The following is a 12,125-nucleotide window of genomic DNA, read 5'->3' on the forward strand; positions in this document are numbered from 1 at the left end:
GATGTGTATAAGAGACAGGCTTGGGGAACGACTCGTTGGACGTGCCCTTCAGCGCACCGTCCATCGTGGACTTCCAGATGTCCGACGGCAGACCCGAGCCGTAAACCGGTGAGCCCGAGGCGGTTACGAGCGGCACGTCGCCCTTCGCGGTGCCCACCCACACGGCCGTCGACAACGACGGCGTGTAGCCGACCATCCAGGCGTCCTTGTCCGCGTTCGTGTCCCCCAGCTGCGTGGTGCCCGTTTTGGCCGCCGACGGCCTGCCGCCGGACAAGGCGTGGCCGCGCGAATAGCTGGCGATCGGCTCCATGGCCGCGGTGACGTTGTCGGCGACGGCCTTCGGGATGCGCTGCTCGCCGTTGTTGTCGGACTTGCTCGCGTCGAACAGGACCTGCCCGTCGGAGTTGACGACCTTCTGCACGAAGTGCGGCCGGTGGTAGAGCCCGGAGGCGGCCAGGGTGGCGTACGCCGAGGCCATGTCGATCACCCGGGTCTGGTACTGGCCCAACACCACCCCGTTGTTGGGTGGCCCGCCCTTGCCGTCCTCGGACAGCGTGTGGTCCACGCCGGGGAAGCTGGTCGCGATGCCGGCCTGGTGCGCGGCGTCCGCGACGGCCTGCGGTCCGCCCTTGAGCTTGAGCATCAGCCGGTAGTAGGAGGTGTTCAGCGATTGCTTGAGCGCCTGGGCGATGTTGCACGTGCCGCAACCCTCGCCGTCGACGTTGGTGATCTTGATGCCGTCGACCGTCAGCGGCGAGCTGTCCACCTGGTAACCCAGCCCGATGCCCTGCTCGAGCGCGGCGACCAACGCGAACACCTTGAATGACGAACCGGTTTGCAGGCCGGCCTGGGCGAAGTCGAAACCGTTTGCGTCGGAACCGCCGTAGTAGGCGCGTATCGCCCCGTCGTGCGGGTCGATCGACACCACGGCCGACCGCATGTCGGGGTCTTGCCCGTCAAGGTATTTCGACACCGCCTTCTCGGCGGCCTGCTGGGCCTTCGGATCGATGGTGGTGGTCACCTGCAGGCCCTGCGTGTTCAGGGTCCGCTCGTCGATGTTGAACAGCTCCATCAACTCTTTGGTCACCTGACGCTCGATGAGCCCGTTGGGCCCGGTCGTCTGGTTCTCCGCCCGCGCCTGATCGGGCGGCACGGTTTGCGGGAACTCCTGCGCGGCCCGGTCGCTGGGTGACAGCGCCTTGGTCTCCACCATGCCGTCGAGCACCCAGTTCCAGCGGGCCCGGGCACCCTGCGGATCCACTGCCGGGTCCAGTGAGGACGGCCGCCGAATCAGCGCCGCCAGCAGCGCCCCCTCGGACACGGTGAGCTGCTCGACGGGCTTGTTGAAGTAGGCCTTGGCGGCAGCGGAGATGCCGTAGGCGCCCCGGCCGAAGTAGATGATGTTCAGATAGGCCTGCAGCACATCGTCTTTCGACCACTCCCCCGACATCTTGGTGGCGATGACGAGTTCTTTGGCCTTGCGCATCAGGCCGCTCAGGCCGTGCTGGGCCGAACCCACCAGCGCGTTCTTGACGTACTGCTGGGTGATCGTGGACCCGCCCTGCAGGTCGCCGTCGCCGAACAGGTTGTTGTTCACCGCCCGCGCGAAACCGCTGAAGTCGAAGCCCGGGTTCGAATAGAAATTGCGGTCCTCGGCGGCGATCACCGCCTGCCGCACGTGCACCGGCACCTGGTTGATGTTGACGTCCACCCGATTACCTTCGGGCGGAATGATTTTCGCGATCTCTGATCCGTCGCTGGCCAGGATGGTGGAGACCTGATTGGTGCGCAGATCGCCCGGCTTGGGAATGTCGACGATGAAGTAGGCCATGGCGAACGTGACGATCGGCAACACCACCAGCACCGCCGCCGACAGGTAGGCCGCGCGGCGCACCCACAACCAGTTGATCTGCTGCTTCCAATGGACGTCTCGCCGCCGGGGGCCCAAGCCGTCCGGTCCGCCGGGGCGTCCGCCCGGCCCGGGTGGCGGTGGGGGTGGCCCTCCCGGGGGCCGGCCTCCGGCACTCGTCCGGCCGCGCCGCGGCGACGTCCGGCTGTCCAGCGCGGCCTTGACCTCCTCGAGCGCGTCGCGCTGCAGGGGCGCCGACGGCGGGCCCTCCAGCGCCGCTTTGACTTCGTCGATGCTCGGATCGGGCCGCCGGGGCGACCGGTCGTCGACGACCGGCGGGAGGATGGTGGTCATCCGGTCGTCGGGGGGAACTCTCCGGCGTTGGCCGGGCGGCGGCGGGATGTCACGCGGGCGCTCGCCGCTTCCATGTTTGCCCACACGCTCAGTCGCCGGCCCATCCGCGTCACTGGACGACTGGTTGTGGGGTCCGTCGTTACTCAATGGCCGTGCGCGCGCCGTTTCGCGCCGTCCGGGTGCCCTTCGGCGGGCGCGCCGCCCCGAGCACATAGGACCTGACGAGATGGTTCCAGCTGCAGGTCCGGCATACCTCCACCACGTGGACGGCGAACTCGTCGAAGCGGGTTGCCAGCAAGACCAACTCTTCGGCCGTGCGGGCCGAGCCCGACACCGGACCCAGGTGTTCGCCGAACACCCACGACACCAGCGTCAGCTGCTCCTTGCGGCAGATCGGGCACATGACCTGGCTCGGTTTCCCGTGAAACTTGGCGGCCCGCAGCAGATAAGGGTTCGCGTCGCACACCTCGGAGACCCCGGTGCGGCCCGAGTACACCTCGGCCAGCAGTGCTCGCCGCCGGAGCGCGTAGTCCACCACTTGTCGCTGCAGTCGCACGCCCACCAGAGTACGTCGCCATCTCGAGCACCGATACGCAACCAAAACTGTGGCGGCCCGACCGAGGTCATCGGCCGGTGCGTTCCGCGCGGATGGGGGCCGGACTCTACGATCATCCCCGTGGCGAAATGGCTCGGGACATCGCTCGGCGCTGGGGTGGCGGCGAGCACCCGCGCCAAGGACATCAACCGGCAGGACGCCTGCAAGATTCTCGACACCGCGCTCAACGACGGCGAGCTGTCCATGGAGGAGCACCGCGAGCGGGTGAGTGCCGCCACCAAGGCGATCACGCTCGGCGACTTGCAGGACCTCGTCAGCGACCTGCAGGCCGACAGCAGCGCGCTGCCGACGGCCACCGTCAAGGCCGGGCCGGTGCCGCCGACGTTTCGCGGTTGGGGGGTGCTCGCCGCCGCGTTCGTCGTGTCGGTGCTGCTGGGCGTCGGCATCGGCTGGGGCATGTACGGCAACACCAAATCGCCGCTGGACTTCACCACCGACCCGGGGGCCAAGCCCGACGGAGTGGCCCCGGTCGTGCTGACCCCGCCCACCCAACTGCATTCGGTCGGCGGGTTGACCGGTCTGATCCAGCAAACCCGCAAACGGTTCGGCGACGTCGTGGGGTATCGGCTGGTGATCTACCCGACGTACGCGGTCCTGGACCGGCCGGATCCCTCCGACGATCGCCGGGTGCTGGCCTACACCTATCGCGGCGGGTGGGGCGACCCGACCAGCTCGGCGAAGAGCTCGGCGGACGGTCCGGTCCCGGTCGACCTGAGCAAGTTCGACGTCACGGCGACGGTGGGCATCATGCGCGGCGCGCCCCAGACCCTCCGCATGAAGCCCTCGGACATCAAGACCGAGTACCTGAACATCGAACCGGCGGCGGACCCGACCACCCCGGGAGCGCTGTCGCTGTCGCTGTACGTTTCCAGCGACTACGGTGGTGGCTACATCGTCTTCGCAGGTGACGGCACCGTCAAGCAGCTGAATCTGCCGTCTTAGGCCGCCGGCTCCCGGCGTGCGGCCATTCGCGGGCCGCCGGACTAATAGCTAACGAACAACCGGTGGTGTTGTGGCGAATATATCGAGACGATACGATGACGCGAGGCGTCGGACCGTCGTAACCAATCGTGCAAAGGGGGTGATTCGGTGCTCGAGCTCGCCATCCTGGGGCTTCTGATCGAATCGCCGATGCACGGCTACGAGTTGCGCAAACGGCTGACGGGTCTCCTCGGTGCGTTCCGCGCGTTCTCGTACGGTTCGCTGTATCCGGCCCTCCGGCGGATGCAGGCCGAGGGGCTGATCGCCGAGGACGCCGCCCCGGCCGGCACGCCGGTTCGACGGGCGCGGCGCGTCTACCAGCTAACCGACGAGGGCCGTCGGCGCTTCGGTGAGCTGGTGGCCGACACCGGCCCGCACAACTACACCGACGACGGTTTCGGGGTGCACCTGGCGTTCTTCAACCGGACTCCGGCGGAGGCGCGCATGCGCATCCTGGAAGGCCGCCGGCGTCAGGTCGAGGAGCGGCGGGAAGGCTTGCGCGAAGCCGTGGCGCGGGCCAGTAACTCGTTCGACCGCTACACCCGCCAACTTCACCAACTGGGGCTCGAGTCCAGCGAGCGCGAAGTGAAGTGGCTCAACGAGCTCATTGCTGCGGAGCGGGCAATGCCCGGCCTCTCCGAGCAGACGTAAAACCCTGCACGACATTCATCAGCTGCGACACAGAGTTATGGAGTTAGGAGAACGCCCTATGAGTGACCAGAACGCGCCAATCGCGTCGACGGAGGTACGAGTCGCCATTGTCGGCGTCGGTAACTGCGCGTCTTCGCTGGTACAGGGCGTCGAGTACTACCAGAACGCCGACGAGAACAGCACCGTGCCCGGCCTGATGCATGTCAAGTTCGGCCAGTACCACGTGCGCGACGTCAAGTTCGTCGCCGCCTTCGACGTGGACGCCAAGAAGGTCGGCTTCGACCTCTCGGACGCGATCTTCGCCTCGGAGAACAACACGATCAAGATCGCCGACGTGCCGCCCACCAACGTGGTGGTCCAGCGCGGCCCGACGTTGGACGGCATCGGTAAGTACTACGCCGACACCATCGAGCTGTCGGACGTCGAGCCGGTTGACGTGGTCAAGGCGCTCAAGGACGCCGAGGTCGACGTGCTGGTGTCCTACCTGCCCGTGGGCTCGGAAGAGGCCGACAAGTTCTACGCGCAGTGCGCCATCGACGCCGGGGTGGCGTTCGTCAACGCGCTGCCGGTGTTCATCGCCTCGGACCCCGTGTGGGCCAAGAAGTTCGCCGACGCCGGCGTGCCGATCGTGGGTGACGACATCAAGAGCCAGGTCGGCGCCACCATCACCCACCGCGTGATGGCCAAGCTGTTCGAGGACCGCGGCGTGCAGCTGGACCGCACCATGCAGCTCAACGTCGGTGGCAACATGGACTTCCTCAACATGCTCGAGCGCGAGCGGCTGGAGTCCAAGAAGATCTCCAAGACGCAGGCCGTCACCTCCAACCTGCAGCGCGAGTTCAAGACCAAGGACGTGCACATCGGCCCGTCCGACCACGTCGGCTGGCTCGACGACCGCAAGTGGGCCTACGTCCGGCTGGAAGGCCGCGCCTTCGGTGACGTGCCGCTGAACCTGGAGTACAAGCTCGAGGTGTGGGACTCGCCCAACTCGGCGGGCGTGATCATCGACGCGGTGCGGGCGGCCAAGATCGCCAAGGACCGCGGCATCGGCGGCCCGGTGATCCCGGCGTCGGCGTACCTGATGAAGAGCCCGCCGCAGCAGCTGCCCGACGACGTCGCGCGCACCCAGCTCGAAGAGTTCATCATCGAGGGCTGACCGCTTTTTCAACTTCGTGCGGTGAGGTCGCTTCGGTGACCTCACCGCACGATTCGTTTCGGTGGCGGGCTTGTTTGCCACGCCAACGTGACGCTCGGCGACCGCCGCCACACCAGCGTGACGCCCGGTGCTGCGGCCGCTCGCGGCCGTTTCGGCGACACAGCGCTGTGCGGGTGCTTAGCATCATCTCTCGATGACCGTTCAACCCGCCGCTTTCCTGCGCACGACGCTTCCGCTGGATCTGTCCCGGCTCGAGAAGTTGGACGGCGGCCGGTACCACTCGATCTGGCTGCCCGACCACATGGTCAGCTTCTGGCCCGACTCGATCTGGACGCCCGAATTCACCGACCTGGCGACCGCATCCCCGTCGCCGCACCGCCACCTCGACGGCCTGGCGGTGGCCGCCGCTGCCGCGGTCCTCACCGAGCACGTTCCGATTGTGAGCGCCGTCGTCGACACCGTTCGCCGCCACCCCAGCATGCTCGCCCAGACGGCGCTGACCATAGATCACCTCGCCAAGGGCCGGTTCGTCCTGGGCTTGGGCAGCGGCGAGAGCGAGAACACCCTGCCCTACGGCTTCGACTTCTCCACACCGGTCAGCCGTTTCGAGGAAGCCCTGGCGGTCATCCGGCTGCTCTGGGAGAGCGACGGCCCGGTCGATTTCGACGGGCGCTTCTACACGCTGCGGCACGCCCGGCTGGACACCGAACCCTACGAAGGCCAACCGCCGCAGATCTGGATCGGCGCCAGCGGTCCGCGCATGCTGGACATCGCGGGCCGGCACGCCGACGGGTGGTGGCCGGCCGGCGCGTGGACACCCGAGCACTACGCCGAAATGCTCGCAGCGGTAAGGGGATCCGCGGAACGCGCCGGCCGCGACCCGATGGCGATCACCCCGTGCTTCATCCAGGTGTGCGTGCTCGGCCAGGACTCCGACGCCCTCGCCGACATCCTGCAAGCGCCCCTGGTCAAGGCGTTCCTGTTGCAGGTGTCGGCGGAGACGTTGCGCGGCTTCGGGTTTGAGCACCCGATGGGCGAAAGCTGGCGAGGATTCCAGGACATCGACCCGGCGGTGCTCACGCGGGAGCGCATCCTCGCGTTCCTCGACAAAGCCACGCCGGACATGGTGCTGGCCGCCGTGCCGCACGGGACGCCGACGGAGGTCGCCAAGATCGTGAAGACCTACGTCGACGCGGGACTGCGCGTGCCGAAGATCCTGGACTACGGCGCCATGGCCGGCCTGAAATACGCCGAGGCTTCGGCGGCCAATGTCCGCGCCGCCGAAGACGAACTGATGCGGCTGTGCGGGGGCGCCTCGTGACCACCCCCCTGGACGCTGCCCAGCTGCTCGCCGCCGCGGAGGCCGAGACCGGATTGCGTGACTACGGCGATCCCACGTTGCCGCAACGCTTTACGGTCGCCGTCGAGCACCTGAACGGCCTCGGTATGAACGACGATGGCAACCGACAGGCCGCGCAGGTATGTCATTGGCTGCTGACATCCCGCCTGGAATTCATCGAAGACCGCAACCGCTACCCGATCGCCGACGAGGTGATCGAGGGGCCGATGTTCGTCACGGGCGAACCGCGTTCGGGGACAACGCTGATGCACGCGCTGATGTCCGTGGACCCGGGGGCGCGGGCGCTGCGCTTCTGGGAGGTGATGTATCCCTCGCCGCCGCCCGGTCTGGCCGGCCCGAACGACGACCGCCGGCAACGGGCCGACGCGGACTGGCGCGAGATCAACGCCAAGCTGCCCAAGTGGCTGCGCAGCCACCCCTACAACGACATGCTCGGCGACGGGCTGCCCGAAGACGAGCGCACCTGGGCGTTCGACTTCCGGGTGATGACACCCACCGCCTGGTGGCGTGTGCCGATGCAGTCGCTGGTGGGCGGCCTCGCCACGGACCCGGCGGCGCAATACCGGCTGCACAAGGCCATGCTGCAGCAGCTGCAATATCGCCGACCGCGAAAGTACTGGGTGCTCAAGGGCTTTCACGGATTCCGGCTCAAGGAATTGTTCGACACCTACCCCGACGCGCGGATGGTGTGGCTGCACCGCGACCCGGTGCAGGTCGCCGCGTCGCGCACCATGATGATGGCCGACATCGCCGACGGCATGGTCGGATCGGTTGACCTGCGCGCCCTGACGAAGATGCATTTGGAGCTGACGCGCGCCGGCGTCGCCAACACGATGAGTAACCCCTTCGTCGACGATCCGCGCATCCTGCACGTCCGCTATGCCGACTTCGTCGCCGACCACATCGGCACGATTCGGCGCTATTACGCCTTCTGCGGTCGCGAGTTGACCTCCGACGCCGAATCGGCAATGCGCGCCTACCTGGCCGACAACCGCGGCGACCGCTACGGAAAATTCCGCTACTCCACCCAACTGCTGACCGACATCGGCGAAGACCTCAAGGCGCTGCACGCGGAATTCCGGCCATTCCGAGAACGATTCGGCGTTGCCATCGAGAACCGGTCCTGACATGGTGGGCACGCACAAGCGCCTGTCGGTGCACAACGTCACCTTCTACGGTGACTCGCTCGCCGAACTAGAAGCGTATTGGGCGGCCCTCGGCGTCTCCCGGCTGAGCGTGCTGGACAGCCAGTTGCTCGATCCCCGCTTTGCACTGTCGTTGCAGGGCAACGGATACGCCGTGGAAGCTGTCTATCACCTGTTCGCCGAGGGCAAGCTGGCCGGCGATCCGGATGCCGCCCGCGCGGGCCTGTCAACCGTGATCGACGCCGCCGCGGCCGTCGGCGCCCGCACCGTGTACTTGCTCACCGGCGGGCGCGGTGACCTCACCTGGGACCGGGCCGCCGAACGATTCTGCGAAATGGTCGCCCCCTGCGTGGAGCACGCCAAGACCGCGGGGGTGGCGCTGGCCATCGAGAATGCTTCCAGCCTGTACGCCGACATCCACATTGCCCATACGCTCCGGGACACGGTCACGCTGGCGGAGATGGGCGGCCTGAGCGTTTGCCTCGATTTGTTTCACTGTTGGGCCGAAGGCGATTTCGAGACGATGGTGCAGCGGGCGTTGCCCCGAACGTCGCTCATCCAATTGAGCGACTACGTGCTGGGCGATCGGGCGCTGCCGGGCCGGGCGGTTCCCGGTGACGGCGTGATTCCGATCGAACGGTTCGTGACCCAGGCGCTCGCCGGCGACTACGCACACGGGTTCGACCTGGAACTCATCGGTCCCCGCATCGACGGTGAGGGTCACCTGGAAGCCGCCCGGCGCGCATGTGATGTAGTCAGCGCGATGCTCGACAGACTGGGTGCGTGACCATGGCCTTCGGCGACGGTCCGGACGACGCGGAGCTGCAGTCGGCCTGGGCCGAATTCTGTGCGCGACTGCGGCAGGCGGGCGAGCAGGTCTTCAAGCAGGCCAACCCGCCGTCCGGCGTGCATCGAGTCGACGCGTACCGGTTCCTCACCCAAAACCTGGGCCAGGCCTTCGATTTGGCGCTCGAAACGCGCGACACCCGCTACCCGGCCCTGCACACCTTCTGCGGCCCCACCCGCAAGCTCGGCGGTGATTGCGCCGACTTCACCTATCAGCAGGCATGGATCGACGGGCAGTCGACCTACCGGCTCACCGGCACCCGCGGCACCGCGCGGTTCTTCAACGTCACGGTCCAGGGGTCACGCAGGCCCGGCCCGGGGGTGCTGCACGAACCCTTCGGGGACACACCGGAAGCCAACCTGCTCGGCCATCAACTCCGCATCGACGACACCGGTGAATTCGAGCTCTACATCGGCGGCCCCGAGCGCGGGCCGAACTGGCTGCCCACCACCGGCCGGTCGCGCAAGCTGTTCATCCGTCAGGGGTTCGACCGCTGGGACGAGCTGCCGGCACAGCTGCGCATCGAGCGAATCGACATGGACTCCCCCAAGCCGTTGCCCTCTGCCGAGCAGATGGTCGAGGCGATGCGCTGGGCCGGCGATTTCATCACCGGCCTGATGGCCGACTGGCCCGAGTTTCCGTTCACCTACGGCGGCGTCGACGCCGAGCACCCCAACGCCTTCCCGCGCGTCGACGCGACCGACGCCGACAACAAGCGCGGCCGGGCCGCGGCCAACATGTACTGGGAACTCGCCGACGACGAGGCGCTGATCGTCGAATTCGACGACCACGCCGGGCTGTGGATGCTCACCAACATGGGCGTCTTCTTCAACAGCATGGACTATCTGTACCGGCCGGTCAGCTACACGCCGAGCCGCACGAACACCGACGCCGACGGCCGCGTGCGGCTGGTCATGGCGCACCGTGATCCCGGCGTGCACAACTGGCTGGACACCCAGGGCTTTCGGTGCGGCAACCTGACCTACCGGCACATGCTCGAGGGCGAACCCGCCGTGCTGAACACCCGCGTCGTCAAGCATGACGACGTCCTCACCGCGCTGCCCGCGGATACCAGGCTGGTGAGTTCGGCCGAGCGCGCGGCGGCGATGTGGGAGCGGTTCCACGGCATCCGCCGTCGTTACCCCCTCTAGACGGCGCGGCTAGATTCATGGTCGTGACCGAAATCTCCGAAGACGAACTGGACGGGCTCTCGGAATTCTCGCTGCTGTCCGAGAACGCCGAGCAAGCCGGCGTCACCGGTCCGCTGCCCGCCGTGCAACGCGTCGAGGCGGGCGCGGATGCGAGCAAGATCAGCGCGCTGCGCTGGGGCTCCGCTCCCCCGCGGATCGTCTTCCTGCACGGCGGTGGGCAGAATGCGCACACCTGGGACACCGTCGTCGTCGGGCTCGGACAGCCCGCACTGGCGGTGGACCTGCCCGGGCACGGCCATTCGGCATGGCGCGAGGACGGTGACTACTCGCCTCAGCTGAACGCCGACGCGCTGCTGCCGGCCCTACGCGAGCACGCGCCCAGCCCCGATCTGGTGGTGGGCATGTCGCTGGGCGGGTTGACGGCGATCCGGCTCGCCGCCGTGGCGCCCGAACTGGTGAACGAACTCGTCCTGATCGACGTCACCCCGTCGGCGCTGCAACGGCACTCGGAGATGACGAAGGAGCAGCAGGGCACGGTGGCATTGATGCACGGGGAACGCGAATTCCCCAGCTTCCAGGCGATGCTCGACCTGACGATCGCCGCCGCGCCGCACCGGGAGGTGAAGGCGCTGCGCCGCGGTGTCTTTCACAACTCGCGCCGGCTGGACAACGGAAACTGGACCTGGCGCTACGACGCCATCCGCCAGTTCCCCGACTTCGACGTCCTGTGGGAGGACGTGGACCGGCTGTCGGCACCCATCACCCTCATCCGCGGCGGCAACTCGGGATTCGTCAGCGACGACGACGCGGCCGAATTAAGCCGCCGCACAAAGCATTTCCGCACGGCACACGTCGTCGAGAACTCCGGGCACTCCGTGCAAAGCGACCAGCCCCTGGCCCTGATCGACCTGCTGCGCGGAGTGCTCGACGGGCGGTGATCCTACGGTGGTCGTATGACCCGCGAGGACACGCGCGGATCGGCAACGCCGTCGGCCTGTCCCGCAAGCGCGGTCGCGCTGCTGCGGGCGATGCGCGAGCGCGAATGTGCGGCTGGCCGCACACTAGGCACCGAACGTGCGGCTGGCCGCACACTCGGCGGGAGGCGGCGGGGGCGAGACGAGGCGTTGTGCCCGTGGCGCGACGGCCGGTGAGACCATTTATCCGTCAAACACCGGAAAATACGAGCCCACTCGTGAGAAACTTCTCGCGCTAGATGGCCGCACCGGGTTTGAAAAGAGACTCAAGAACGAATGCCAAAGAAATACGGGGTCAAAGAAAAAGACCTGGTTGTTGCGCACATCCTTCACCTCTTGCTGACGGGGAAGCTGCGCACCGGCGACCGCGTCGACCGCAATGAAATCGCACTGGGGCTCGGGGTGAGCCGCGTTCCGATTCAAGAGGCGTTGGTGCAACTCGAACACGACGGCATTGTGTCGACCCGCTATCACCGCGGCGCATTCGTCGAGCGGTTCAACGAAGCCACCGTGCTCGAGCATCACGAGCTCGACGGCCTGCTCAACGGCATCGCGTCCGCGCGTGCGGCAACCAATCCCACCCCGCGCATCCTCGGGCAACTGGACGCCCTGATGCGAACGATGCGCGCGGCGAAGGATTCCCGCGCCTTCTGCGACGTCGCGGCGGAATACCGGCGCACCATCAACGACGAATACGCCGGGCCGCGGTTGCACGCCACGATCCGCGCGTCGCAGAACCTCATCCCCCGGGTGTTCTGGCTTACCTACCAGGGCGGCCGCGAGGAAATGCTGCCGTTCTACGAGGACGAGACCGCCGCGATCAATCGGCGCGATCCCGAGGCCGCCCGGGCCGCGTGCGTCGGCCGCTCCTACTTGGCGGCCCAGACGATGCTGGCCGAACTGTCCCGGCGCAGGGTGTTCACCCCGCCCGACGACGTCTCCCCCGTCGTTCCCCCACCCCTCGAACTGGTCGCCGACGCCGACCCCGTCGGCGTCGAGGCCTCGCTGGCGATCTAGGGCGCACGCTCACCCGACGAAGCC

Annotated in this window: 11 protein-coding genes; 9 read left to right on the top strand and 2 right to left on the bottom strand. The window is 67.5% G+C overall.

Annotated features, from left to right (window positions below; all coding sequences use genetic code 11):
* Both WU80_RS15155 and WU80_RS15160 read right to left on the bottom strand, forming a co-directional pair.
* Positions 1–2,287 (bottom strand): transglycosylase domain-containing protein (locus WU80_RS15155; RefSeq protein ID WP_055405781.1); only part of this gene is annotated, 2,287 nt, incomplete at its 3' end.
* 55 nt (positions 2,288–2,342) lie between these two features.
* A complete protein-coding gene (locus WU80_RS15160) occupies positions 2,343–2,759 on the bottom strand; it encodes a DUF5318 domain-containing protein (protein ID WP_055399665.1) in 417 nt (138 codons plus the stop codon).
* A gap of 120 nt (positions 2,760–2,879) precedes the next feature.
* Between WU80_RS15160 and WU80_RS15165 the strand changes: the two genes are divergently transcribed.
* From WU80_RS15165 to WU80_RS15205, 9 genes are all read left to right on the top strand, one after another.
* Positions 2,880–3,761 carry a DUF1707 domain-containing protein gene (locus WU80_RS15165; protein ID WP_055399555.1) on the top strand — a complete coding sequence of 294 codons (882 nt, stop codon included), beginning with the start codon at positions 2,880–2,882 and terminating at the stop codon, positions 3,759–3,761.
* Between the two features lie 147 nt (positions 3,762–3,908).
* The gene (locus WU80_RS15170; protein WP_055399552.1) at positions 3,909–4,451 is read left to right on the top strand and encodes a PadR family transcriptional regulator; all 543 of its coding nucleotides are present in this window, start codon (positions 3,909–3,911) and stop codon (positions 4,449–4,451) included.
* 58 nt (positions 4,452–4,509) lie between these two features.
* Complete coding sequence (locus WU80_RS15175) at positions 4,510–5,607, top strand: inositol-3-phosphate synthase (protein WP_055399549.1); 1,098 nt, start codon at positions 4,510–4,512, stop codon at positions 5,605–5,607.
* 193 nt (positions 5,608–5,800) lie between these two features.
* On the top strand, positions 5,801–6,928 hold the full coding sequence (locus tag WU80_RS15180) for an LLM class flavin-dependent oxidoreductase (protein WP_055399547.1): 1,128 nt from the start codon (positions 5,801–5,803) through the stop codon (positions 6,926–6,928).
* Positions 6,925–8,094 carry a sulfotransferase gene (locus WU80_RS15185; RefSeq protein ID WP_055399663.1) on the top strand — a complete coding sequence of 390 codons (1,170 nt, stop codon included), beginning with the start codon at positions 6,925–6,927 and terminating at the stop codon, positions 8,092–8,094. The genes WU80_RS15180 and WU80_RS15185 overlap by 4 nt, the downstream gene beginning before the upstream one ends.
* Position 8,095: 1 nt before the next feature.
* Positions 8,096–8,899, top strand: coding sequence for a sugar phosphate isomerase/epimerase (locus WU80_RS15190; RefSeq protein WP_055399545.1), 804 nt, complete (start codon positions 8,096–8,098; stop codon positions 8,897–8,899).
* 2 nt (positions 8,900–8,901) lie between these two features.
* Entirely contained in the window at positions 8,902–10,110 is a 1,209-nt protein-coding gene (locus tag WU80_RS15195) for a DUF1214 domain-containing protein (RefSeq protein WP_055399542.1), read from the top strand.
* Between the two features lie 17 nt (positions 10,111–10,127).
* Positions 10,128–11,048 carry an alpha/beta fold hydrolase gene (locus tag WU80_RS15200; protein WP_156349408.1) on the top strand — a complete coding sequence of 307 codons (921 nt, stop codon included), beginning with the start codon at positions 10,128–10,130 and terminating at the stop codon, positions 11,046–11,048.
* Positions 11,049–11,360: 312 nt separating this feature from the next.
* Positions 11,361–12,101 carry a GntR family transcriptional regulator gene (locus tag WU80_RS15205; RefSeq protein ID WP_055399540.1) on the top strand — a complete coding sequence of 247 codons (741 nt, stop codon included), beginning with the start codon at positions 11,361–11,363 and terminating at the stop codon, positions 12,099–12,101.
* Positions 12,102–12,125 lie beyond the last annotated feature (24 nt).

Source organism: Mycobacterium sp. UM_11 (genome assembly GCF_001414075.1).
GTDB lineage: Bacteria > Actinomycetota > Actinomycetes > Mycobacteriales > Mycobacteriaceae > Mycobacterium.

Coding starts and splice junctions, on each gene's coding strand:
- WU80_RS15175 (WP_055399549.1), top strand. CDS start 4,510: ATGAGTGACCAGAACGCGCCAATCGCGTCGACGGAGGTACGAGTCGCC.
- WU80_RS15180 (WP_055399547.1), top strand. CDS start 5,801: ATGACCGTTCAACCCGCCGCTTTCCTGCGCACGACGCTTCCGCTGGAT.
- WU80_RS15190 (WP_055399545.1), top strand. CDS start 8,096: ATGGTGGGCACGCACAAGCGCCTGTCGGTGCACAACGTCACCTTCTAC.
- WU80_RS15195 (WP_055399542.1), top strand. CDS start 8,902: ATGGCCTTCGGCGACGGTCCGGACGACGCGGAGCTGCAGTCGGCCTGG.
- WU80_RS15200 (WP_156349408.1), top strand. CDS start 10,128: ATGGTCGTGACCGAAATCTCCGAAGACGAACTGGACGGGCTCTCGGAA.
- WU80_RS15205 (WP_055399540.1), top strand. CDS start 11,361: ATGCCAAAGAAATACGGGGTCAAAGAAAAAGACCTGGTTGTTGCGCAC.